This window comes from Hyphococcus sp. (genome assembly GCF_965228385.1).
Lineage (GTDB): Bacteria > Pseudomonadota > Alphaproteobacteria > Caulobacterales > Parvularculaceae > Hyphococcus.
Window position 1 is genome coordinate 2,349,090 of record NZ_OZ245810.1, and the last position, 23,075, is coordinate 2,372,164.

The following is a 23,075-nucleotide window of genomic DNA, read 5'->3' on the forward strand; positions in this document are numbered from 1 at the left end:
ATTGAAGGAAACGCGTTGCGCTCATCGCATGCGCTGGGTCGGGTCCAGCGCATCCCGCAAGCTTTCGCCGAGCAGATTTGACGCGAGAACGACGCACATAATTGAAAGGCCGGGAAAGACCGCGGTCCAGGGCGCCGCGCGCAGGAGCGAACGCGCATCATTCAGCATGCTGCCCCATTCAACGGTCGGCGGCTCGGCGCCGAGCCCGAGAAAACTGAGCCCCGCTGCGCTCAAGAGCGCCCAGCCATATGACATGCTCACAAGCACCAGCACCGGCGGCAATGCATTGGGCAAAATATGCTGGAAAATAATCCGCAAATCGCCGGCCCCGACGGCGCGGATCGCCTGAATGTAAGGTTGTTCGCGTACAGACAGAACACTGCCGCGAACAAGCCGCGCATAATTCGCAACGCCTCCGATTCCCACAGCGATCATCACATTGGTCAGTCCCGGTCCCAGCAACGCCACCACGGTCAGGGCAAGTAAAATACCCGGAAACGCCATCAGCATATCTATAAAACGCATGATCAGCGTATCTGCGAATTTTCCGTAAAATCCGGCGACAAGCCCCAGTAAAATACCGACGGCGGACGAAATCGCCACAGACACGAAACCGATGAACAGCGATAAACGCGCGCCATATAATACTCTGCTTAAAATATCCCGGCCGATCAGATCAGCGCCGAAAGGGTGCGCGGCGCTTGGCGGCGCCAGCGAATGTTCCGGGTTGGCCATGAACGGATCGTACGGCGCAATAACGGGCGCAAAAATCGCAATCAGAAAGAAAAACGCCAGCACGCTGGCGCAGGTGACGGCGACTTTATCCCGCGCCAGCTGGCGCATGGTCAGCGCCCACGGCGTTTCAGAATCGACAGGCGCTGACTGCTCCGCGTCCGGAGTTCGATTTACATCATCAGTGGTGGTCAAGATGTCACTCATAGCTGATCTGGGGGTCCACTGCGGCGTAAATAATATCGACTAGAAGATTGAGCAGCACATACATCAAGGCGGAGATCAGTATCGCGCCCTGCACGACTGGAAAATCACGCTCAATGATTGAAGACAGCAGTAATTGGCCAATCCCCTGGCGGGAAAATACGGATTCGATGATAACCGACCCCGACACCAGCCAGCCAAACTGCAGACCGACAATGGTAATAATGGGAATGAGCGCGTTTCGTAACGCATGTTTGTACAATACCATTCGCCGCGTCAGCCCTTTGGCCCATGCCGTGCGGATGTAATCCTGTTTCAAAACGTCAAGCATGCTCGTGCGCGCAGTTCTGGCGATTGTTCCCACGGCGCCGAACGCCATGACGCCCGCAGGCAAGACAAGATGCGCAAGCCCGCCGGCGCCAAACGCTGGAAACCAGCCAAGCCAGACAGAAAACAGCAGAATAAACATTAGCGCGAGCCAGAAGCTCGGCATGGAAACGCCGATCGAAGACAACACGATAATCGCGCGATCAACCCAGCTGTCCTTGTTGATCGCCGCCGCGACGCCGAGCCATGCGCCAATGGGCACGGCGATAAAAAGTGCGGCGAAAACGAGTTCCAGCGTTGTGGGCAGTCGCGACCAGAGAAGCGTTGCAACCGGCTCCTGACTGACAATGGAACGCCCCAGATCGCCCTGAAGCAGATTCCCGATATAATGGAAATACTGAATGAAAAATGGAGAATCGAGCCCCATATCAGCGCGCAGCTCAGCGATCTGTTCTGCGGAAGCGCCCGATCGCGCCAGCATCGCCGACGCCGGATCGCCGGGCAAGAGATACATGAGTGCAAACGCAATGGTCGCAACGCCGAAAACAACCGGCGCAACCATCAGAACGCGTCTGAACAGATAGGCTCCCTTGCCGCTCATTGCGAAACCGCCGTTTGATCAAGGGCTAATTCATCGAGATTCGGCGCCAGGCCGGCAATCCCCCATTTCAGCCCTTCGACCCGATTATTGACACCAACGAGCAAAACATAATCATAAATCGGCAGGATGAGCGCCTGTTCCATAATGCGCATTTGCGCTTTTCCATAAAGATCGTCGCGCACAGCCCGGTCCGTCACCAGCACGGCCTCGTTCAAATATGCATCGATCTCAGGGTCGGCGAATTTCGACCAGGCAAAGCCGGACGGTACATTGTCGGAATGAAAATATCCCCTCAATGAATCGGCGGCGGAATGGCCGGAGCCGCCCATGAAAAGCATATTCTTTTCGCTGCGCCGTCCGGCTTCCATCTGGACGGAGAAGTCCATCATCTCCAGCTTCAAATCAATCCCGATGCTGCGCAATTGGGAATAAAGCAGTTCGCTGAACATTCTGCTCTTACCCCATGTCACCATCGACATTTCAATGGTGAGTCTGCGTCCTTCTTTTTCGCGCACGCCGTCGCCGTCTTCGTCGACCCAACCCGCTGCTTCAAGCAGTGCGCGCGCTTTTGCCGGATCGTGATTATACATCGATTGCAATTCTTGCGAATAACCCGGCGTCACAGCTGAAAGCGGACCGAAAGCGCGCGGATTATATCCGCGCGTAATCGCCTTGACGGCGGCGTCCATGTCCGCGCCATAGAGTATCGCTTGTCGAACGCGGATGTCATCGGTGGGGGGGCGCTCTGCGTTAATAAACCAGAATGCCGGCTGTCCGCTCAGATATGCGCGGGAGATAAATACATTCTCCGAGCTTTCCAGTGCTTCCGCATCGACAGGATCGAGATCGAAAGCGATATCGATATCGCCGGAAGCCAATGCGGGAGAGCGCGTAGAGGGTTCCGGCAGAAACCGCCAGACCACTTCTTCGACTATTGCCTTTTCAACTGCTTTTCCTGTTTCATCTTGCCATTGATTATCGCGATTGCGCTGCAACCTGTAAAATTCGCCGACATTGTATTCGGCAAACGCAAACGCGCCCGTCCCCGCCTGATGATGATGATACTGGTCTCCCCACCTCTCAGCGGCCTGCGGAGACACCATGCCGAGATACGGCAGGCTCAATGAATAAAGAAAGGAACTGTCCGGCTGCGTCAGAACGAACCTAATCCTGAAGGGAGAAACGATTTCTACAGTTTCAAAATCCGGCAGAAGGCTTCTGGCCTTCAATGATTGCGGCCCCAGTTTCCGGATGCGGTCAAAATTAAACTTAACCGCCGCGGCATTGAACGGTGCTCCGTCATGAAATGAAATATCATTGCGAAGGTCGAACGTGTAGCTCAGCCCGTCCGCGCTGACGCGCCACGCGCTGGCAAGACGCGGTTGTGTCTCGCCGTTTTCATCCGTCTCAACTAGCGTATCATAGACCGCGGAAAGCACATAAATGACCTCCCACTGCGCATCCATATGCGGGTCGAGGCGCACCCCGGGTTTGGTCCCTGACAATACGAGCGACGTTCCTTCCGAACGCTCGGCCTGCGTGTCATTTTCACCAGCACACGCCGCCGCAAATATTGCAGACGCCAATACGCTGCTGAGTTTGAAAGCCTTTGAGACTGGACCTGCCCGCAATAATCCCATTCGACTTTCTACACCGTTTCAACATCTGCTTCGATACTTGTACCCGATTGGCCGCCGATAATCGTTTCAATTTCGTCTAACGCGCCGATGACCGCCCGCTTTCCCGTTTCGCGCACGAACCAGCTTGCAGCGTCCACTTTCGGTCCCATGGAACCGGATGAATAAGAGCCCGCTTCCAGTTTGTTCGGCGTGGTTTGTTTGATCAGGTTCTGTTCAGGCGTGCCAAAGCCCTCGTAAACGCCGTCCACATCCGTCGCGATGATAAACAGATCGGCGGACAACTCCTGCGCGAGAAGGCTGCTGGTTCTGTCTTTGTCAATGATCGCCTCCACGCCCTCCAGGCGGCCGTTGTCAGCATGGCGGATAACTGGAATCCCTCCGCCGCCGGCGCAAATCAAAAGGGCCTTTTGACCGACCAGCCACCGGATCGGCCGATGCCATACAATGCTTTGCGGCTCAGGAGACGGAACAACGCGGCGCCAGTTTTCATTGTCTTTTTTGAAAACCCAGCCTTTTTCGCGTTCAAGTTTTTGCGCGCCTTGCGCATCATAGACCGGGCCGACAAACTTTGTCGGATTTCGGAAAGCGGGATCATCGGCGTCTACGCAGACGCGCGTCAGCATGGTCGCGATCGGCACCTCATAGCCAAGAACATTGCCCAGCTCCTGCTCGATCATGTAACCGATCATGCCGGCAGTCGCAGCGCCGATAATATCCAATGTATAGGGTTCGGCTTTTTTATACGCTCCCGCCTGCAACGCCAGCAGCCCGGCCTGCGGACCATTTCCGTGCGTGATGACCAATTGATGCTCGCCAGCCACGTTCGCAATGGCGCGCGCCGCATTGCGAATATTCGTCCATTGCGCGGCTGAGGTAATTGGCTCACCTCTTTTTAGAAGAGCATTTCCGCCCAAGGCTATAAGGATCAACATGGCTGTTTACTACCGCAATAAGCCCAGTGAATCAGGCGATTTTCGCCACGTTCGCCGCGCTCGTTTTAATGAGATCGCTTTCATAGGCGAAGAGTGCCGGCCATCCGCCGGTGTGCAGAAAAATTACGGTTTCCTTGCGGCCGACCTCGCCTTTCTGGATCAGATCAATCATGCCCGCCATGCATTTTCCCGAATAGACCGGATCTAAAAATACGCCTTCGGTTTTCGCGACCAGTTGAATGGCCTCTTTGCATTCGTCCGTCATCGCGCCGTAGCTGTCGCCAATATACTCATCGTAAATAGAGAGGCGCGAACTGGCGCTGAATGATTTCATATCCAAGAGGGACGCGCCGTGATCGACATTTTCCGGCACTTTTTCCAACAGGTAGTCGCGTGTGCGGCTGACGCTTATGCCCGTAACTTCATATCCAACGTCATTATTCAGCGCCCCGAGTAATAGTCCGCTATATGTGCCGCCCGAACCGATCGCGACGAAAAGGCGGTCAGGCTTGACTGACTGAAGCCGGCATTGTTCTTTTAACTCAAGCGTCGCTTCAACATATCCGGCCATGCCTTCAGGGCTGGAGCCGCCAAGCGGAAGCAAATAAGGTTTCAGGCCATCGGCCTGCAATTTTTCCTTAAGGTCGTCTAGCGCCGATCCAAAATCCCATCGCGGCACGGTATTGACGTAGGTAATATTCGCGCCGAGCAAATGCTCGAGGAGCAGGTTGCCATTGTTATTGATAGCTTCCTCGGGCGCGCCTCCAAGGACTAGCTCCACATTGAGACCGAGTTTGTTGGCCAGCGCTGCGGATATTCTCGCCATGTTCGACTGATACCCGCCCGGCACAATCAGCGTATCGTAACCTTCAGATACGATCCGGCCCAATATGAATTCGAGTTTGCGAACTTTGTTGCCGCCAAGCGCACTCGCGGTCAGGTCATCGCGCTTAAATAGAATGCGCGGCCCGCCCAGATATTTCGATAAATTCGCCGCTTCTTCCAACGGCGTGGGAAGCTGTGCGAATCTCAGTCTTGGCATTTGTGATATATTCATTTTTATTACGCCGTTTTTGTAGTCATGTTTAAATGTTCTGACGCGCCAATTAGAGGCGCGCGCGGGTTCAGCATGTCAGGCCGACGCCGTCCGAGCGGACATCCGACGCGCTTTCGAAACCGCCCCCGCGGCGGCGCCTGACTGCGTTTGAATGGCCCATTCGATCATCTCGCGCACTAACGATTTCTATTGGCAGGCCTGCGCGTTCAAGCTGTGCGTCCCAGGCGTCAGGCGCGTCGCGTTCGATAGCGGTCATGACGCGGTCAAAACCGATATCCGCTCCGCCGAACACCCATCTCGGCGCCGCCAGAACATCACAGAGGTTGCGATCGGCGTTCAAGACGCCGGGTAAAATTTGCGCCAGAATTTGCGGTTGAGCCCGCCCGCCCATTGTACCGATTGAAGCCGCAATCGTTCCTTCTCGCAGCACCAGCAGCGGCGTCAACGTATGCGCCGGGCGCGCGCCCGGCTTCATTTCATTCGGCGCGCCCTTCTCCAACGAAAACCCCCGGGCGCGATTGTGCATGATGACGCCGGTTTCCGGCTCAAGAATGCCTGCGCCGAACGTCTGATAGACGCTCTGGATCAGGGAAACGGCGTTGCCTTGCGCATCCATGGCGCAAATTGAAACCGTATCGCCATGCGCGGGCGCTGCGTCCCTGAGTGTAATTTCACTTGCATTCAATGCTTCAATGAAACGCGCTTTGAGCGTGGATTTATCAAGCAATTTATCGAGCGGCACATCCGTATAATCGGGATCGCCAAGATATAGATCGCGATCGCCGGCTGCGATGATGCTCGCCGCCAATAAAAAATCCGGCCGCTCGATAATTTCCGCTTGTCCTATGCCGATGGAGTCGAGTGCGGCAATGGTCTCCAGCAAGACAATACCCTGGGAATTGGGCGGGGATGTGAGGAAAGTCAGATCCGCTAAATCCAGTTGTAATGGCGCTGTCATTTTACTGGCGTGAACGCGAAAATCTTCCACCGTGACAGCCGCCCCGAGAGACTGCAAACCATTGACAAGATTTTCAGCAACGGGCCCGTTGTAAAATGCGTCAAAACCGTCGGACGCCAGCGATTGAAGCGTTGAGGCCAGCGCGGGCTGTCTGAATCGATCTCCGGCTTTCTTGTGAGCGCCGCCGTCCATAAACACGGCGCCAAGGCCTGCATCGGTTTCGATTTGTGCTGATTGAGATTGGATGCCGCGCGCCAGAGAAGGTGAGATTTCAGCGCCGTTTTCTGCAAGCGTGATTGCGGTTTCGAGCTGTTCAGCCGGCGATAAAACCGCGCCGAGGCCGGCAATGTCTTTCCATCCCGCCACCATGCCGGGAATGGTGATGGAATGAACGCCGTTTGAAGGAACTTCATCACCCGCCGCGCGCAAACTTTCAACATCAACGCCTGCAGGCAGTACGCCCGAGCCATTAACGCTCGTTGTTTTCCCGCGCCGGTCATGGACAAGCGCAAACAAGTCGCCGCCAATTGCACATTGATGAGGGTATATGACGGTCAACACCGCCGCAGCGCTGATCGCTGCATCGATTGCATTGCCGCCCGCTTCGAGAATGCGAATCCCGGCTTCGGTCGCCGCCGCATGAGGCGTCGCTATGCCTCCTTTTGCATTCATTTACACTCGATTCCTTCGATAAGGACTGTGCGGGCCGGCGCGCCTTCAGAGCCTTTCAGCTTGATCGGCAAGCAGCAAAGGAAATATTCGCCATCCTCGATTTTCGCGAGATCGGCGTTCTCCAGAATGATTACGCCGTTGCCGCAAAGAATATGATGTGTCGGCCATTCTTTACACTGATCGGGCGCTTCTACGGTGACATAGTCCGTCGCGACAAACTTGACGCCTGCGTCAACAAGAGCCTGCGCGCCGTCAGCCGTAATACCGACAAAATCAGGTTTGTAATCTTTTTGCGTTAAAAGTTTCGTGGAATTCGAGGTTTTAAACAGTACGCGGGTGGCGCCGTTGAGATTTGCTTTCTCGACCATCGCGGCGTCAATTTGCGCGTCATCCGCCGTCGTCGCATCCACAACACGCGCCGGACCTACAAAAATATCAAGCGGTAATTTTTCAACTGTGTCGCCGTCTTCAATAAAATGACGCGGGGCGTCGATGTGCGTTCCCGTATGCGAGCCCAGAAGCCATCTCGTCACTTCGGAAGGAGCGCCTTCGGAAATCTTGAAGACAGAACGCATTTCCGGCTTTTTTCCTTCCCACCAGTAAATCATGTCTTCTTCAATATTGATCGAGATGTCATGAATGATCATTAGTTGAAACTTTCCTTTTCAAGTCAGAGCCGCGGTAATTTAAGGCGAAACCGCCGAAATATCGGTAGTTTCGCCTTGAGTAGGCTTCGATACGGCAATCGTATCAGAAGTCGATGACGGTTCGCGCGCCGAACTGGCGTTGTTTCGCAGGGATCAGCGTCAGGCTTTGATTGTCGCTGAATTCAAACGGGAAAATCGAACCGGTGTCAGCACTGAAATCGCTTGTGCGGCCGCCGGCCAGATATTGATCTTCGTTGAACAAATTGGTGACGAACAATTCAAACCGGATATTGTCCCGCTGAACGCCGCCGCGCAGATTAAATAACCAGCTCGACCCTATAAAGGAAAAGTTCTGCTCGTCGGTGAACTGCTTGCCGGTGTAAATACCATCCAGACGCCCGAACCAGCTCCAGTCGCTGCGATCTGAGAACGGCAAATCATCTAGGAAAGATAATGAAAAGGAGCTGCTCCATTTCGGGAATTGTAATGGCGTATTGCCGCTACAATCGACAATTCCGTCCGCGTTTGCAGGCGCGTAATCATCAGTGAACCCGCATTCGAAATTCTTGAATTCCGCATCAGAATACGTGAACTGACCGGCGAGTGTAATGACATCCGTCAGCCGCGCCGAGCCTTCAAATTCGACGCCCATCAAATCCGTGCTGAAGCCTTGCACCGCCGCGGTACTGACCTGCTGGCCGCCGCCCGGCGTATTGAACAGAACGCCTGTACGCGTTTTCTGGTTTGTCCAGTCCATCATGTAAGCGACGACGGAAAATGTGGCGTTTCCATTAAGGAGAGACTGACGCCAGCCGATCTCCCAGTTCTCGATCTCTTCTTCGTCCAGGAAAAGGGAGGCGTTCTGAACGAAGTCAGGATTGAGGTCCAATTCTTCCTGGGTGAAGCTCGCAAATCGCGAATTAAAGAAACCCGGATTGTTGCCTTTTGAATAGGTCGCCCAGAAGTTCGTCGTTGGCGTCGGCAATAATTGTATCGTCACGCGCGGCAGGAAATTTTTAAACGTGGCGCCAAGTTCCGTGCCATTTCCCGTTGCAAAGGGTTCGGTCGGCGGCAGGATTGAAGTTCGCCCTGCATCGCGCTGAGTGAGATCGTCCCACTGATAGCGCCATTCAAAATCCAGTCCCAGCCATTCGGTGAAATCGTAACCCAGTGCGCCAAAAACGCTGAACGTTTCGTTCTGACTGACTGGCGGCGGATTAAAGCCGTTGAAGCCGCATGGGCAAATGCCGTCAGCGGGAACGCCGAATGTCGTATCGAGATCGAAGGCGACCGGCGCCGTCATCCCGCCGTCATAGGCGACAACCGATTCGCCGCCATTGAGATAGTAACCGAAATTCTTGCCGTTAAAGTAACCGCCGCCCAGCATCCAGGTAAACCGCTGATCGCTCGGTGACGTTATCCGGAGCTCCTGGAAGAAGCTTTTGTTGCGGAAAAGATCGTAATTGATCCAGTTTTCAACGCCGGAATCATCGAGATCGCGAATGTTGGTTACCCGTTCGTCGTCAAAACTTGATACGGAACTGATCGTGTGTCCGTTGATATCGTAATCGATAAAGAAGGCGGCGCGAATCTGTTCACGCTCAAGCCCGAATTCCGTCAGCGTCGGGTAAACATCCGAAGCATCGACCAAGTCGAAATACGGCAAAATGACATCCGACGAGATTTGCGTATTGCTGTCTGTCAGATTTACGATCGGCACTTCGCCGCAGATAAAATCTGTCAGGCTGGTGCCTGGCACATTTCTTTTCAGCGCGGTAGCGAGCGACGGGTTTTGCGCAAAACAGTTCGCTACATTCGGCCCCGCCCCGCGACGGGAACTTGCGTTGCCAAGATGTACGGAAGCCGCCGGCCCGTCATCGTCAACGGCGTACATGCCGCGAAACTTCATCGATAAATTGGGCGTCGGCTCCGCGTAGAGCGTTCCCATATAGGTGCGCGTGCTTTCCTCGCCGAGCGCGCCGCCGTCAGATGAACTGCGATATTGTCCGCCTGTGCTGTAATCCTGAATGAACAGCCTTGCACTCAAAAAGTCTTGTATGATCGGCCCTTCCACGCCGAGCGAAACGGTATGCGTGGAATCCTGCGCGAATTCCAGCGCAGCCGTTCCGCTAAATTCCGTAAGACTTGGCGTTTTTGAAATATAGTTGATGGCGCCGGCGAAGGTGCTGCGGCCGAAAAGCGCTGAAGACGGGCCTTTGACAACCTCCACCCTTTCAATGTTCTGGGTGCCGATGCTGGAAGAGCCGCCTACAATCGGAACGCCGTCGAGAAAAATAGAGCCTACTTGGGCGAAAGGCTCCACCAACTCATTGCCGAGACCGCGAAAGCGAATATCCGTATAAATACGGCCAGGGTTGGCGACGCTGTTATTTTCAAATTGTACGCCTGGCGTGAATTCAACAATCTGCACGAGCGAATTCATGCCCGCCGCCTGCAACTGTTCGTCAGAAAAGGCCGTGACCGCCACAGGGACTTCAAACAGGTTTTCTTCACGCTTACGGGCCACAACGACCAGTCTGTCGCCGGTGGGCTCAGAAGCCTGCGTAGTCTCCTGGGCAAATGCAGGGTGCGCGCCAGCGCATGCGATGCCGCTGACAGCGCCGAGCAGCGCAGTTCGTAAGCTGAGAGTTTTATTGTGCACAAAAAAACGATGGTTCATTAGGTATCCCCTATGTAGTTGGCGTTTCGCCGTCGGATCGCACTGTCATCGTCGCAAGCATCGTGTCCTGCCCTACTTCAAATCTACTTTAAGAACTTCATGCGTTTGTTTTTTCACGCGAAGCTTATCGCGACTTGTGTACGAGACATTTTTACGCTACCACGCATTCATCATATGAACAAGTGTGCATAATACGAACTTTTTACAGCCAGTTGCCCAAAAACCACTGGCGTGGAATGCGGCAATGCGGAAAAATTCGAATTGCATTCGAGATTTATGGCCCAGGAATCAGGAACGTTCAGAATGACCATCACTAAGCTGAACATAGGCGTACACTATGAACCATCTGGCGTTGACCCGCATATCGGCTCGGCGGAACTTGCCTTGCAGATGACAAATGCAGTGTTCGACACGCTCGTAAACAGAACGCCTGACGGCGATTATTTGCCGGGCCTCGCCGATACTTTTGAGATCTCCACTGATGAATGCACGTACACCTTTAAGCTGCGCCGCGATGTAAAATTCCATGATGGCGAACCTTTCAACGCTGCGGCGGCGGCGTTTTCACTGGAACGGGCATTTGACCCCGCCAACAAATCGCAATTGGCGCGCGCCATGCTGGGGCCATTCAAAAATGCTACGGCGTTAGATGATTATACGCTCTGCGTAGAACTTACTCGCCCATATGGATTGTTACTCGACGCCTTGAGCCAGGGCTGGCTGGCGCCGGTCTCCCCGGCCGCGGTAGAAAGTCTCGGCGCCGATTTTGCCCGCGCTCCGGTGGGAACAGGCCCTTTCATATTTGAACGCTGGAACGCCGGTGAGACCATCACTTTAAAGCGCAATCCGGCATATAATTGGGGTCCGCCCCTTGTCGATAACAAAGGCCCGGCGCATTTCGACGAACTCGTTTTTACTTTTCTGAGCGATGGCGAAGAGCGCGCCCAAGCGCTTGAAAACAACAGCGTGGATGCTGTGTTTTATGTGCCGCCCGACGCCGCGCAGCGTTTACGCGATGATCCGCGCTATTATGTAGAAACATGGCCCATACGCGGCGTACCCGTTTCACTGATGATGAATATTAAACGTGCGCCGACCGATGATATAAAAGTTCGCCAGGCCATCAATTACGCTATCGATCAGGATGCGCTCGTTGAGGAAGTCTTTCACGATGAGTTCGAGCGTTCCTACGGACCGGTTTCGCAATTTACGCTTGGATTTTCGCCAGAGGTCAAAAACAAGTATGATTTTGACCCGGTAAAAGCGCAAAAGCTTCTTGACGAGGCGGGGTGGCGCGCAAACCAATCAACCGGAATGCGCGAAAAAGACGGCGTTTCATTGAGCGTTTCTTTTTATGCTTTGCCGGTCAATTTCTATCCGGAATTTGGAAAAATTGTTACGCGCCAGCTTGGCGATGTAGGCGTACACGTTGAAGTCTGCTTACTGAATCCGCAGGACTGGATCAAAGCTGGAATGAAAGGCGATCACCATCTTATCCCGCAAGGCAAATATGGAAGCTCCGCGCAATTGCTGAGTTTTGTCTATCATTCGCGGCACAGCGGCCCGGCTGGCTATGGCTGGAGTAAACGCGAGGCGGATCATGCGCCGGGATTTGACGCTCTGCTGGAAAAAGCAGAAGCGGCGATTGCGCCAGCGGACTACATTCCGCTGTACAAGCAGGCGCAAGAGATAGTCATGGACGAAGCGCTGATTGCGCCGCTTCACTGCAATACGAATATTGTCGCCGCCCGTAACGGCGTACAGGGCGTTAAGTTTGACGCAATCGGCGCCTATCCGCTTGTTCACGACATAACAATTGACGATCCCGCCAAGACCAGCGCGCAAGGAAACAGTTAAGTCATGGCCTCCCGCGTCACAATTCGCAAAGGCGAGTATCACGACTCCGTTCGATTGATGCAGGCCTCACAGCAGGTTCGCCGCCATCCCGGCGTCAAGGAAGCCATATTAATGATGGCGACCGACAACAATAAAAAAATACTCGCCGCAGCCGGTATGTCCGATGACGCCGTTGCAAACGCCGCCCGCGACGATTTGGTCATCGCCGTTATGGCGGATGATGATAAAGCCGCTGAGTCTGCTCTCGCGCTCGCTGACGAAGTGCTTGCGAAGGGCGCAGCAGGCGGAAACCGGCAGGAATATCGCTCGCTCGATGCAGCTTTAAAGGAAAATGCGGGCGCCAATATTGCATTAATATCCGTACCGGGAGAATATGCCGTTGAGGAAGCCAGAAACGCGCTTGATCTGGGCCTGAACGTAATGTTGTTCAGCGATAATGTTTCCATTGAAGATGAGCTGGCGCTGAAGCAACAAGCGCGTGCGAACGGTCTGTTGCTGATGGGCCCCGATTGCGGCACAGCGATTATCAGCGGTTGCGGGCTCGGCTTCGCCAATGCCGTGCGCCGGGGCAATATTGGCCTCATCGGCGCATCCGGCACCGGTCTACAGGAAATAACAACGCAAATTGACCGGCGCGGTGGCGGCGTTTCTCACGCCATCGGGGTTGGCGGCCGGGACGCGAAGTCTGAAATTGGCGGAATGTCGATGTTGCAGGCTTTGAAAATGCTTGCTGAAGATGACGCCACAGAAGTCATCGTCCTGACATCGAAACCGCCAAACCCGTCCGTGGGTAAAACGGTTCTGACAGCGGCGGGCCAATGTAAAAAACCGGTAATTGTGAATTTTCTGGGCATGGATCGCCCTTCGGAAGTTGCGGAGAATTTGACCTTCACAAAAACCCTTTGCAGCGCTGCTATTGAAGCGGTTGTAAAAGCAGGCGTCGAGATTAAGACCGAGTCGAACGCCGCAGAGGACGCGCTTTTTGAAATAGCGCTTGGCGAAATTGAAAAGCTGGCGCCCGTTCAGAAAAGCTTGCGGGGTTTATACGCTGGCGGCACGCTGTGTTATGAGGCCATGCTGACGCTGCAAAGCCAGACAACAATTTATTCCAATATTGCAACAGATCCGGCAAACCTGTTGAGCGACCCCGCCCATAGCCGCGACAACACACTGCTTGATCTTGGCGAAGATTTTTTCACACAAGGCCGGGCGCATCCCATGATAGACCCGGAACAGCGCAACCAACGCCTTCTGCAGGAAGCCGCGGATGAAAGCGTCGCGGTTATTCTCTTTGATGTTGTGCTTGGGTTTGGCGCGCATCCCGACCCGTCCGGCGATCTTTGCCGGACAATCTCCAAAGCGCGAGAGCAAGCCGCCGCCGGCGACCGCCATCTGATTTTTGTGGCGAGCATCTGCGGTACGAAGCAGGACCCGCAGGATTTCGAGCGGCAATTGTCCCAGCTTGCGGCGGCCGGCGTTATTGTCGCCGCCAGTAACGCGGAAGCTGTGGCGGTGGCAAAACGAATTCTGCAACAGATTGCGCCAGCATAGGGAGTATGAATTATGCCCAAACCTGAAAGGTCACTGCTCGCGGCCGCTCCAAATGTCATCAATATCGGGTTGGAGCTTTTCGCTGACGCTCTGGAAGATCAATCGGCCGAGGTGGCGCATGTCGCCTGGCAACCGCCCGTTCAACTGGAGGACGATCTGAAGGACATTCTGGACGATCTTTTGTAACCGCCGCGCCGCACCGCCAGTTGCGCCGCAAAACATTGACTTACACATTCAAAAAAACTTACGGAGAAAAAGTCCGATGCTGAAAGACAAAATCGAACAAGCGAATAAAAAAGCATTGGATCTGTTTCTGACCGGGCGCCCCACCCTCGTCGATGTGCGCCCGGCCCTGGACGTCGTGCCCGGTATGAAAAAAAACATGGTGCTGCATTCCGCGCCGCCGGTCGCGTGGGCTGATATGTGCGGCCCGCACCGCCATGGCGTGATCGGCGCTGTTCTGTGGGAAGGCCTGGCGGACAACGCAACAGACGCGCAAGCAATGATCGAAGCTGGCGATATTCTGATTGAGCCGTGTCACCATCACGATACGGTGGGCGCCGGAACGGGTATTACCTCCGCGTCGACGCCGATGCTGGTTGTCGACAATCTGGCGCATGGCAATCGGGCGTTCAGTTGTCTTTCGGAAGGCGGCGGTCTTCAGCTCCTGAAATGGGGCAGCTATGATGATAAAATCGCCGCGCATATGCATTGGCAGGCGGAAACCCTTGCGCCGGTGTTACAAAAAGCAGTGAAAGCCGTGGATGGCGTCGACATCAAAAACCTGATCGCGAAAGCGGTGCAGATGGGCGACGAATGTCATAACCGGAGCATTGCGACCAACAGCCTCTTCTTTAATGAAATCGCCGTGGCGCTTTATGACACATGCGAGGATCGCAAGGCTCTCACGCAATGTGTACAATTTCTGACGGAAGCCGACCAGTTTTTCCTGCATGGCATCATGGCCGGCGTTAAGGCGATGCTGGATGCAGCCGCCAACGTTGAATACAGCACAATGGTTACGGCGATGGCGCGCAACGGTGTTGAATTCGGCATACGCGTGTCAGGGCTTGGCGATGAATGGTACACGGCGCCGGCAAATAACGTTGACGGTTTGTTTTTCCGTTCCGAATGGGGACCGGAAGACGCCGCGCCCGATCTTGGCGACAGCGCAATCACCGAAACAGCCGGGCTTGGGGGTTTTATCCAAGCCGCCGCCCCGACCGTACAGTCTTATGTAAATGGCTCCATGCGGGACGCCATCGCGAACACGCAGCAAATGGCGACAATCTGTATCGGCGCCAATCCCGATATTCAGATACCGACGCTCGATTTCGCCCCGGCGCCGGTTGGCATTGATATTCGCAAGGTCGTTAAGACCGGCGTTCCCCCCCTCATCGATACGGCGATCACGCATCGCGAACAGGGATTGATCGGCGCCGGGCAGGTGCGCGCGCCTATGGGATGTTTTGAATCCGCCCTCAAAGCGTTTTCATCGCGCTACGCCAGCTAACGCGCCCCCGCCGCTGAATGTTGGAAATTCAATGACTGAAAAAAGCCAAGCGCTGCGCGACAGGATCGACCAGGCCAACAAAATTGTCCTGAACAAGCTTAATGAAAGCCGGCCCGTCTGGTTCGATGTTCAGCCTGCCATCGAAGCGCTTCCCAACATGACGCGCGATACAATTCTGCACGCCGGTCCGCCCATAGAATGGGAAAGAATGTGCGAACCGCAACGCAACGGCGTAGCGCACGCCGCCGTCTTTGAAGGTCTCGCAAAAGACACCGCTGAAGCTGGCCGCGCTATTCAAGCCGGGGCAATCAGACTGGCGCCCTGTCATGAGTTTGGCGCCGTTGGCGGTATGGCCGGCATCACCAGCGCGTCGACGCCGCTAGCCATGGTTCGCTGCGAAAAAACCGGCGCCGTCGGCTGTTCTCAATTGTTTCAGGGGCCGCGCGGTCAATTGCCTAGTCGTGATGCTTATGATCGCGAAGCTGCAAAACAATGGCGTTGGCTTTCCGAAGTTCTGGGGCCGGTGCTGCAGGATGCGATCCGCGCCAAGGGCGGGCTGGATGTAAGAGCCGTTACCGCAAAAGCCCTGCAAATGGGTGACGAATGCCACAATCGGAACAGCGCCAGCAGCCTTCTTCTGCTGACGGGCCTGGCGCCATGGTTGATGCAGAGCAAATTTGATGCGTCAATGGTTCGGGACAGCCTTTCCTATCTTGTCGCAGCGGAACAGTTCTCGCTGTGCATTTCTATGGCGGCCGGAAAATCGGCGGCCGAAGCGATGAAAAACGTATCGCACAGCACTGTGGTGACGACGTTCTGCAGAAACGGCGTCGATTTCGGCATCCGGGTCAGCGGACTGGGCGATCAATGGTTTGTCGCGCCGGCCAACAAGGTCAACGGTTTGCTTTTTTCGTCAGAATGGAACGATGATGACGTGGTGCCCGATATGGGAGACAGCGCGATCATGGAAACAGTCGGACTTGGCGGTTATGTGCAGGCTGCGGCGCCGGCGCTTCAGCAATTTGTCAGCGGCTCATTCGTCCGCGCCAAACGTATTACTGAAGAAATGCGTGAGATAACAACAGGGCCGATTGACGACTATCGCATCCCCAATCTTGACTTTGCGCCGGCGCCGGCAGCGACGGATATCAGAAAAGTCATTCGCACAGGGATAACGCCTGTCATTGACACCGCAATCGCCCACAAAAAGGGCGGCGTTGTGGGCGCAGGGCAAACGCAGGCGCCCATCGATTGTTTTAAAAAGGCGCTGCGCGCCTTTTCCGAGCGATATGCGTAATGGATCGCAGCGAGTATGGATAAAAATTCTGTGTTGCTGGAAATAGAAAAGCTCGCTGTAAGGTTCGACACGCGCGCGGGCGCTGTTGCGGCTCTCTCCGGCGTTTCATTCCATGTGCAGCCGGGCGAAACGCTCGCTATCGTTGGCGAAAGCGGAAGCGGGAAAAGTTGTTGCGCTTTGTCCATTCTGGACTTGATCCCGTCGCCGCCCGGTCAGAGAACCGCCGACATCATGCGTTTTGGCGATATCGATCTTCTTAGCTTATCCGGCGCACAACTACGCAAATTGCGCGGCGACAGGATCGCCATGGCGTTCCAAGATCCTCTGAGTTCTCTTAATCCGTTATTGACGATCGGCGATCAGATTGCCGAAGTCTTGCGGACACACCGGAATGTTGATGCAAAACAAGCCCGGCGGCGCGCCGTCGAACTTTTGAATCTGGTCGGCATTCCGGACGCCGCGTCGCGATTAAAGAGCTACCCTCACGAAATGTCCGGAGGCATGCGCCAGCGTGTGATGATCGCTATCGCGCTCGCCTGCGAGCCTGAACTTTTTATCGCCGACGAGCCTACTACAGCGCTCGACGTAACCGTGCAGGCCCAAATTGTTGAACTCGTCAAAAACCTGCAGCGCGACAACAGCATGTCGATTATCTGGATTACCCATGACCTCAGCGTAATCGCCGGGTTCGCCGATCGCGTTATCGTGCTTTATGCGGGCAATATTGTTGAAGAATCCGATACGCAAACGCTCTTTTTGTCGCCGCGCCACCCTTATACAGATGGATTATTGAAGTCTTTGCCGCGTATCGATCAGGAGCCAGCGGCCCGCCTGTCGGCCATTAAAGGACTGCCGCCGGATCTGACAAATTTGCCGGTCGGTTGCGCCTTTGAGCCGCGTTGCCCCCGCGCGGTTGAGCGGTGCAAGACAGAGCGGCCCAGTCTGGAATCTCACAGTCCCGGCCATAAAGCCGCCTGCTGGAACCCGATAATTGCGGATACGCCTGAAGGCGTTTCACGCGCCGCCGCCCGGAACAAATTCTCATGAGCGTGCTTGTTAGTGTGTCGGATTTGGGTGTTCACTTCCGTCAAGGCGGCGGCGTCTTTTCTGCAAAAAAACCAAAAACGATAAGGGCTGTTGATCACGCGACCTTCGACATAAAAAAAGGCGAAACATTCTCGCTCGTGGGTGAATCCGGTTGCGGCAAGTCCACGCTCGCACGCGCTATCTTGCAGTTGCAGCCGGCGACAAGCGGCAAGGTGTATTTTGACGGTATAGATCTCTCATCATTATCGCCAAAAGACATGCGCAAATTACGACGGCGCATGCAGATGATATTTCAGGATCCCTTCACCAGCCTCAACCCGCGCATGACGATCGGGCAGATTATCGGCGAGCCGCTGGTGATTCACGGCATGGCCGCCGCACGCGAAATCAGTCAAAAGACGGCCGAGATACTGGAAACGGTCGGCCTCAGCCGCAAGCTGGCCAATCGATATCCGCATGAATTTTCAGGCGGCCAGCGGCAACGGGTGGGCATCGCGCGCGCTATTGCAGTCAATCCGGATTTTATAATTTGCGATGAGGCCATCGCAGCGCTTGATGTTTCTGTACAGGCGCAAATTATCAATCTGCTGTCCGACCTGCAGGAAGAACTTGATCTCACCTATTTGTTTATCGCGCACGATCTTGCTGTTGTTAAACATTTATCGCACCGCATCGCCGCCATGTATGCAGGCAAGATCGTCGAAATCGCAGATCGCGATTCGCTATATAAAAATCCTCGCCACCCTTATACGCAATTGCTTCTGTCGGCGGTGCCAACGCCCGATCCAAGGGCCGGGCGCAAAACCGTCAGCGCGAGTGTTACGGCGAAAGACCGGGACATACCGCTGACGGGATGCGTATTCGCCAATCGTTGCCCCCTCGTTACCGATGAATGCCGTCATGATTCACCAGCCTTGCGCGAGGTCGCCCCGGGCCACCATGTCGCGTGCATTCACGTGCAGTAAGGGCAACGGGAAATGAAACGGACGGTGATCAATGCGATTTCTGTCAGCAATTCCGTCTCCGACCGGCTGAACGGCGCGGTTCTGCAGGGCGTTGTCCTCCATCACCATACGCGGACATGCACGCTTGCATTGAAACCTGAAGCTAACCCGGAAGCTCTATCCCCTATCGTCGTCACACTCGCAGATGCGAGTGTTGAAGACGGCCCGCTGAACATTCTGCTTGATGCGTTTAATTTAATCCGGGAAAGGAATATCGCCGCTGGGGCTTCAGTAATCTATAAAGAAGATCGATTGGAATTGCCCGGCGTTATCGTCTCCATTGCCGGCGCCGCGCGCTGGAACCCGGCGCCGGATTGGCAAAAGGCCAGAGCGGCGACAGGATACGCATTGGATTTACGCACAGAAATATTGCGTCAGGCGAATTCGCGCGTCAGCCACGCCACGCTTCTGGATTTCCTCTCACCTTCAAGGCCGTCAGCCGGCGCCGCGGAGACAGACGCGCTGACAATGCGCTTTACGAGCGTATTCCAGCAGCTGCGCCAGATAAGCGCCACATCGTTAAAAGACACGCTCGCCGCCGGCGCTGATAAACTGGCCGGCCTGGGCGGCGGATTAACGCCGGCCGGTGATGATTTCTTGTGCGGCGTGATGATGGCTGTCTGGTTTTCGCATGATGACGCGGCGAAATTATGCAAGCCGCCGGCGGAAATCATGGCCCAACGAACGACAACCTTGTCAGCAGCACTATTACGAGAAGCCGCCATGGGACATTGTTCCATGAGCTGGCGGCGGTTTATCGCGAGCCTCATATTACGAGACCGGGCTTTAATCGAATCAGCGGTCACCGGCGTGTTGTCGCACGGCGCCACGTCCGGCGCCGACAGCCTGGCCGGATTTCTCTGGATGCTTGAAAGAATGGAACCGGTTAGCCGTGTGTCTTCATAATGGCGTCGGCGCCCGCCAAAGCGCAAATTTCATCCTGTTCCGCACTGGCGCCGCCGGTCCCGATTGCACCGACCACACGGCCCTCCAGGCGGATGGGCGCCGCCCCCTGGGCATATATCATTCTATCGCCCGCCAGTTCATTGATCCGGCGCATCACCGTCAGATCTGGCGGAATGCGCCCGCTCGGCGCCCCGGTCGCAGCAGAGGCCACCGCTTTGCCTTGCGCGCCATAAACGCCAGCCCATCCCGCGCCGTCCATTCTCGAAAAGGCCAGCAAATGGCCGCCTTCATCGCACACGGCGACACTGATCAAGACATCGAGTTCTTCGGCTTTGCGAATTGCCGCCTCGACGGCCTGCTTGGCTTCAGTCAAACTGATTGGCAAAATCAATCTCCAGGGTTCATTACTGTGCACGCAATCACGTCAAACGAAATCTTTCCGCACACTGCAATTTTATGGACAGTTTCCGGTAAGCTATCAAAATTTGCACTTTTAGAAAAGTGGAAAACACGCTTAACGGGTTCGCAGCGCAGTCCGGATTTTGCCTGTGCCGAAGCTGAAAAACGGTGCGCGCCATGAACGCATCCAAAATTGCAAACGAGCCTGCGTCCTGCCGCGCATTAGTGCAAGGCGCGATGGTCCTGCCGGATGAACATGAAAACGGATCCGGCGGCCCGCTCGTTATACAGAACGGCGCTCTGTGTATTGAGCAGGATCGCATTATCGCCATAGGCGATTATACTGAATTGCGGCGCCGCTTTAATCCCGAGGACTTCTACGGTTCTGAAAATCATCTGATCCTGCCGGGCTTTATCAATGCGCACGACCATGTCCGCGCGCCGTCATGCCGTAGCCTCGGCGTTTCAGATGATCGTCTTGAGGCATGGATTATCGATTTAATGCGCATGCCTGATCTCGATCCTGAACGCGTCAGCGCCCTCGCCCACTGCCAGATGCTTGAAGCCGGCGTCACGACCGTGGTGAACAGCTTCTACCAGCCGGATGCGACCCGCTATGACGAAAATCTGAGATCCGTCATGAAGGGCGCCCGGCAAGCCGGCGCCCGCGCCGTCGTGGCCATGAGCACAATGGACCAGAGCATCGTCAGCAAATTGATTGGCGACATACTACACCATTTGCCGGAAGATCTGCGAAAACAGGCTGAGACCTTTCTTTCCTCACGCAAAGCGCTGGCGTTTCAGGATTATGAGAGCCTTGTCCGGTCCTGGTCGGCGCAAACCGATTTTGATCGGGCTTCGGTCATGATGGGGCCTGTTTCGGTGCATTGGTGTACTGATGCTTTGCTTGAACAGATCTGGGGGCTCGCGCAATCATTGGGTTTAGGTTTACAAACACACCTTCTGGAAAGCGCGTTTCAACGCGACGCCGCTGATGCGCGTTATGGACGTTCCGCCGTGGAATATATGCACGATGCGGGATTGCTGCTTCCAAAGCTTTCATGCGCCCATGGCGTTTTCACCACGCGCCAAGATTGGGAACGGCTTGCCGAAGCAGACGTATCGATCATCCACTGTCCCGGCTCCAATATGCGTTTGCAGAACGGCGTTGCGCCCATCGGCGAGATGTTGAAAACCGGCGTCAATATAGGGCTTGGCCTTGATAGCATGTCGTATCATGATGACGGCGACATGCTGCGTGAAATCCGGTTCGCCTATGACATGCACGCAAATCACGCAGCAGATTCGTCATCAATTCCGAAAACAACGCTATTGCAAATGTCTGCGGCTGGCGGCGCGCGCGCCATCGGCATGAACGAATCAATCGGCTCTCTTCAAATCGGCAAACAGGCGGATATCGTTGTTTACGCGCCGCGGCCTGGACAGGAATATAAACGCAGCGCAGGCCCGTCTATCCAGAATTTATTTGACGATGATCCCCGCTATGGCGTCGATCTCGTATTTGTCGGCGGTGAACTCATTGTCGAAAAGGGCCGCCATAAAAAGATTGACAGCGCGCGGCTGCATGCGGATCTAGTGCTGGAAGCCGAAGCGAAAAGCCGCAAAAATCACACTTTAGTTAAATTCGTTCGCGCGCTTAACCCGTTCATACAAAAACACGCCGGCAGAAACCCTTAACCGCGTACCGAAAAGCTGCTTTCGCGATGTATTTTCCGCCGACGCGAAAAAACACCGAGATCAATCTTCTGATCGATGTAGGTACACTCATATTGCAGCGGTTCCTGATCGTGGTCGAGACCATTTTCGCAAGCATCGATCAATTCAGCCATTAAATCGCCGACGACGCCTGCATTCTTGAACTGATGCCCGCTCGTGCCCACGGCCATATAATAACCCGGCAGGTCCGAACAGTCATAGATCGGAATCCAGTCATCCGAAACATCGTACAGATCCACAACGCCAGCCGCATTATTGGGGATCGGTAATTCAGGGATGCGGCGTGCGGCGCGATAGACCTGGGCGTTCCACTGACTCTCAGTAAATCCCCGATCAAAGTCGTCCGGATCGTCAACCCAGACCTGCGGATCACAAGGCGGGTCCCCCGACCCGATCGTAACTTTATTTCCTGTCTCGGGCCGGAAATAGAGATAGAGATCGTCATCGGAGGTCATTACGCCTTTGCGTTCAAAATCGAAATCCGGCGGGCTTGGCAAATGGTGCACTTCGCGACGGAGCGCTTTGGTTTTTATGGCCATGCCGTCCAGCACGCCCGCCATTTCGTTGATCTTCCCGGAATACGGCCCCGCCGCATTGACGACGACGTCCGCTGCAATCTTTTCACCGTCATCAAGCTCTACGCTCGACACGCCCTTGTCGCTGCGGTTTACGCCAACAACGCGCCGGCCGAGTTTGAATACGCCGCCGGCCGCTTCGACAGCGCGCCGCAGATTGTGTGTTGCAAGGGAGGGGTCGCCGATATAGCCGGCAGCCGGCACGAAAACACCTCCCGCAATTTCGCCATTCGCGGAAGATTCCTCCCAGAATTCCGGATCGTCGACAGGCACGACCGGGCCGCATTTGTTTAGGTTAAAGACAGGCAACCGTTCACTGATCGTTGCGTTATCCCATTCTTCATAAGGAATGCCGAGCTCTTCATAAAATTTAAGTACGTGAATACGGTCATCCGGGCTGTGTTTGAGCATGAGATGACCGCATTGATGATATTCTGCGAGCCCGCGCTCATCATTGACGCCAAGAAAGTTCTCCCAGTCTTTCCAATAATGATACCCCTCATAAGCGAGCGCAGTCGTGGCGATACTGGAATAGGAGAATCGGACAACAGCGCAGGAATTGCTTGTCGAGCCGTATCCAACCTCCGGGTTTTTGTCGACATTGATCGTCTTGTAGCCTTTGCGGCCAAGCTGCAGCGCGATCGCACATCCAATCACGCCAGCCCCGACAATTACTACGGTCTTACTCATAAGTTTCGCTCATTTCATGTTCGCCGGCGCAAAAGTAAGTTTGGCGGCG

General features: G+C 55.0%; 19 protein-coding genes. 9 read left to right on the top strand and 10 right to left on the bottom strand.

Features of this window, described 5'->3' with window-relative positions:
* Nucleotides 1–21: 21 nt before the first annotated feature.
* The 8 genes from ACQK2Q_RS11010 to ACQK2Q_RS11045 all read right to left on the bottom strand — a co-directional run bounded on the left by ACQK2Q_RS11010 (nucleotide 22) and on the right by ACQK2Q_RS11045 (nucleotide 10,450).
* On the bottom strand, nucleotides 22–939 hold the full coding sequence (locus ACQK2Q_RS11010) for an ABC transporter permease (RefSeq protein WP_425409792.1): 918 nt from the start codon (nucleotides 937–939) through the stop codon (nucleotides 22–24).
* Nucleotides 932–1,864, bottom strand: coding sequence for an ABC transporter permease (locus ACQK2Q_RS11015; protein ID WP_425409793.1), 933 nt, complete (start codon nucleotides 1,862–1,864; stop codon nucleotides 932–934). The genes ACQK2Q_RS11010 and ACQK2Q_RS11015 overlap by 8 nt, the downstream gene beginning before the upstream one ends.
* Entirely contained in the window at nucleotides 1,861–3,504 is a 1,644-nt protein-coding gene (locus ACQK2Q_RS11020) for an ABC transporter substrate-binding protein (RefSeq protein WP_425409794.1), read from the bottom strand. Before ACQK2Q_RS11020 ends, ACQK2Q_RS11015 begins: the two co-directional genes overlap by 4 nt.
* 8 nt (nucleotides 3,505–3,512) lie before the next feature.
* Complete coding sequence (gene arcC / locus ACQK2Q_RS11025; RefSeq protein WP_425409795.1) at nucleotides 3,513–4,436, bottom strand: carbamate kinase; 924 nt, start codon at nucleotides 4,434–4,436, stop codon at nucleotides 3,513–3,515.
* Between the two features lie 31 nt (nucleotides 4,437–4,467).
* Nucleotides 4,468–5,478, bottom strand: a complete 1,011-nt coding sequence (locus ACQK2Q_RS11030) for a D-cysteine desulfhydrase family protein (RefSeq protein WP_425409796.1) — start codon at nucleotides 5,476–5,478, stop codon at nucleotides 4,468–4,470.
* A gap of 82 nt (nucleotides 5,479–5,560) precedes the next feature.
* Nucleotides 5,561–7,123 (bottom strand): gamma-glutamyltransferase family protein, encoded by a 1,563-nt coding sequence (locus ACQK2Q_RS11035; protein WP_425409797.1) that lies wholly within the window; start codon nucleotides 7,121–7,123, stop codon nucleotides 5,561–5,563.
* Complete coding sequence (locus tag ACQK2Q_RS11040; protein ID WP_425409798.1) at nucleotides 7,120–7,770, bottom strand: cyclase family protein; 651 nt, start codon at nucleotides 7,768–7,770, stop codon at nucleotides 7,120–7,122. The genes ACQK2Q_RS11035 and ACQK2Q_RS11040 overlap by 4 nt, the downstream gene beginning before the upstream one ends.
* Before the next feature lie 103 nt (nucleotides 7,771–7,873).
* Nucleotides 7,874–10,450: a TonB-dependent receptor gene (locus ACQK2Q_RS11045; protein ID WP_425409799.1), complete on the bottom strand. Its 2,577-nt coding sequence runs from the start codon at nucleotides 10,448–10,450 to the stop codon at nucleotides 7,874–7,876.
* Between the two features lie 303 nt (nucleotides 10,451–10,753).
* On the opposite strand from ACQK2Q_RS11045, the gene ACQK2Q_RS11050 reads away from it, so the two are divergent.
* The 8 genes from ACQK2Q_RS11050 (at nucleotide 10,754) to ACQK2Q_RS11085 (ending at nucleotide 19,625) form a co-directional block, all read left to right on the top strand.
* Nucleotides 10,754–12,307, top strand: coding sequence for an ABC transporter substrate-binding protein (locus ACQK2Q_RS11050; protein WP_425409800.1), 1,554 nt, complete (start codon nucleotides 10,754–10,756; stop codon nucleotides 12,305–12,307).
* Nucleotides 12,308–12,310: 3 nt separating this feature from the next.
* A complete protein-coding gene (fdrA, locus tag ACQK2Q_RS11055) occupies nucleotides 12,311–13,858 on the top strand; it encodes an acyl-CoA synthetase FdrA (protein WP_425409801.1) in 1,548 nt (515 codons plus the stop codon).
* A gap of 12 nt (nucleotides 13,859–13,870) precedes the next feature.
* On the top strand, nucleotides 13,871–14,044 hold the full coding sequence (locus ACQK2Q_RS11060; protein WP_425409802.1) for a hypothetical protein: 174 nt from the start codon (nucleotides 13,871–13,873) through the stop codon (nucleotides 14,042–14,044).
* 76 nt (nucleotides 14,045–14,120) lie between these two features.
* Nucleotides 14,121–15,371, top strand: a complete 1,251-nt coding sequence (locus tag ACQK2Q_RS11065) for a DUF1116 domain-containing protein (protein ID WP_425409803.1) — start codon at nucleotides 14,121–14,123, stop codon at nucleotides 15,369–15,371.
* A 31-nt stretch (nucleotides 15,372–15,402) separates the two neighbouring features.
* Complete coding sequence (locus ACQK2Q_RS11070) at nucleotides 15,403–16,668, top strand: DUF1116 domain-containing protein (protein ID WP_425409804.1); 1,266 nt, start codon at nucleotides 15,403–15,405, stop codon at nucleotides 16,666–16,668.
* Between the two features lie 15 nt (nucleotides 16,669–16,683).
* Nucleotides 16,684–17,715: an ABC transporter ATP-binding protein gene (locus ACQK2Q_RS11075; protein ID WP_425409805.1), complete on the top strand. Its 1,032-nt coding sequence runs from the start codon at nucleotides 16,684–16,686 to the stop codon at nucleotides 17,713–17,715.
* A complete protein-coding gene (locus ACQK2Q_RS11080) occupies nucleotides 17,712–18,680 on the top strand; it encodes an ABC transporter ATP-binding protein (protein WP_425409806.1) in 969 nt (322 codons plus the stop codon). The genes ACQK2Q_RS11075 and ACQK2Q_RS11080 overlap by 4 nt, the downstream gene beginning before the upstream one ends.
* A 12-nt stretch (nucleotides 18,681–18,692) precedes the next feature.
* Nucleotides 18,693–19,625: a DUF2877 domain-containing protein gene (locus tag ACQK2Q_RS11085; protein WP_425409807.1), complete on the top strand. Its 933-nt coding sequence runs from the start codon at nucleotides 18,693–18,695 to the stop codon at nucleotides 19,623–19,625.
* On the opposite strand, the gene ACQK2Q_RS11090 is transcribed toward ACQK2Q_RS11085, so the two are convergent.
* Nucleotides 19,606–20,010, bottom strand: coding sequence for a GlcG/HbpS family heme-binding protein (locus ACQK2Q_RS11090; protein ID WP_425409808.1), 405 nt, complete (start codon nucleotides 20,008–20,010; stop codon nucleotides 19,606–19,608). The genes ACQK2Q_RS11085 and ACQK2Q_RS11090 overlap by 20 nt on opposite strands.
* 191 nt (nucleotides 20,011–20,201) lie before the next feature.
* Here ACQK2Q_RS11090 and ACQK2Q_RS11095 point away from each other — a divergent pair, with 191 nt between their 5' ends.
* The gene (locus tag ACQK2Q_RS11095; protein ID WP_425409809.1) at nucleotides 20,202–21,722 is read left to right on the top strand and encodes an amidohydrolase family protein; all 1,521 of its coding nucleotides are present in this window, start codon (nucleotides 20,202–20,204) and stop codon (nucleotides 21,720–21,722) included.
* Here ACQK2Q_RS11095 and ACQK2Q_RS11100 read toward each other — a convergent pair.
* Nucleotides 21,719–23,026: an NAD(P)/FAD-dependent oxidoreductase gene (locus tag ACQK2Q_RS11100; protein WP_425409810.1), complete on the bottom strand. Its 1,308-nt coding sequence runs from the start codon at nucleotides 23,024–23,026 to the stop codon at nucleotides 21,719–21,721. The two genes, ACQK2Q_RS11095 and ACQK2Q_RS11100, sit on opposite strands and share 4 nt — an antisense overlap.
* Nucleotides 23,027–23,075: the final 49 nt, after the last annotated feature.

What these genes read in the sequence shown, in the direction of transcription:
- ACQK2Q_RS11030 (WP_425409796.1), bottom strand. Translation starts at nt 5,478, where the DNA reads ATGCCAAGACTGAGATTCGCACAGCTTCCCACGCCGTTGGAAGAAGCG.
- ACQK2Q_RS11070 (WP_425409804.1), top strand. Translation starts at nt 15,403, where the DNA reads ATGACTGAAAAAAGCCAAGCGCTGCGCGACAGGATCGACCAGGCCAAC.
- ACQK2Q_RS11045 (WP_425409799.1), bottom strand. Translation starts at nt 10,450, where the DNA reads ATGAACCATCGTTTTTTTGTGCACAATAAAACTCTCAGCTTACGAACT.
- ACQK2Q_RS11100 (WP_425409810.1), bottom strand. Translation starts at nt 23,026, where the DNA reads ATGAGTAAGACCGTAGTAATTGTCGGGGCTGGCGTGATTGGATGTGCG.
- ACQK2Q_RS11010 (WP_425409792.1), bottom strand. Translation starts at nt 939, where the DNA reads ATGAGTGACATCTTGACCACCACTGATGATGTAAATCGAACTCCGGAC.
- ACQK2Q_RS11040 (WP_425409798.1), bottom strand. Translation starts at nt 7,770, where the DNA reads ATGATCATTCATGACATCTCGATCAATATTGAAGAAGACATGATTTAC.
- ACQK2Q_RS11095 (WP_425409809.1), top strand. Translation starts at nt 20,202, where the DNA reads ATGAACGCATCCAAAATTGCAAACGAGCCTGCGTCCTGCCGCGCATTA.
- arcC (WP_425409795.1), bottom strand. Translation starts at nt 4,436, where the DNA reads ATGTTGATCCTTATAGCCTTGGGCGGAAATGCTCTTCTAAAAAGAGGT.
- ACQK2Q_RS11085 (WP_425409807.1), top strand. Translation starts at nt 18,693, where the DNA reads ATGAAACGGACGGTGATCAATGCGATTTCTGTCAGCAATTCCGTCTCC.
- ACQK2Q_RS11035 (WP_425409797.1), bottom strand. Translation starts at nt 7,123, where the DNA reads ATGAATGCAAAAGGAGGCATAGCGACGCCTCATGCGGCGGCGACCGAA.
- ACQK2Q_RS11075 (WP_425409805.1), top strand. Translation starts at nt 16,684, where the DNA reads ATGGATAAAAATTCTGTGTTGCTGGAAATAGAAAAGCTCGCTGTAAGG.
- ACQK2Q_RS11065 (WP_425409803.1), top strand. Translation starts at nt 14,121, where the DNA reads ATGCTGAAAGACAAAATCGAACAAGCGAATAAAAAAGCATTGGATCTG.
- ACQK2Q_RS11080 (WP_425409806.1), top strand. Translation starts at nt 17,712, where the DNA reads ATGAGCGTGCTTGTTAGTGTGTCGGATTTGGGTGTTCACTTCCGTCAA.
- ACQK2Q_RS11050 (WP_425409800.1), top strand. Translation starts at nt 10,754, where the DNA reads ATGACCATCACTAAGCTGAACATAGGCGTACACTATGAACCATCTGGC.
- ACQK2Q_RS11020 (WP_425409794.1), bottom strand. Translation starts at nt 3,504, where the DNA reads ATGGGATTATTGCGGGCAGGTCCAGTCTCAAAGGCTTTCAAACTCAGC.
- ACQK2Q_RS11060 (WP_425409802.1), top strand. Translation starts at nt 13,871, where the DNA reads ATGCCCAAACCTGAAAGGTCACTGCTCGCGGCCGCTCCAAATGTCATC.
- fdrA (WP_425409801.1), top strand. Translation starts at nt 12,311, where the DNA reads ATGGCCTCCCGCGTCACAATTCGCAAAGGCGAGTATCACGACTCCGTT.
- ACQK2Q_RS11015 (WP_425409793.1), bottom strand. Translation starts at nt 1,864, where the DNA reads ATGAGCGGCAAGGGAGCCTATCTGTTCAGACGCGTTCTGATGGTTGCG.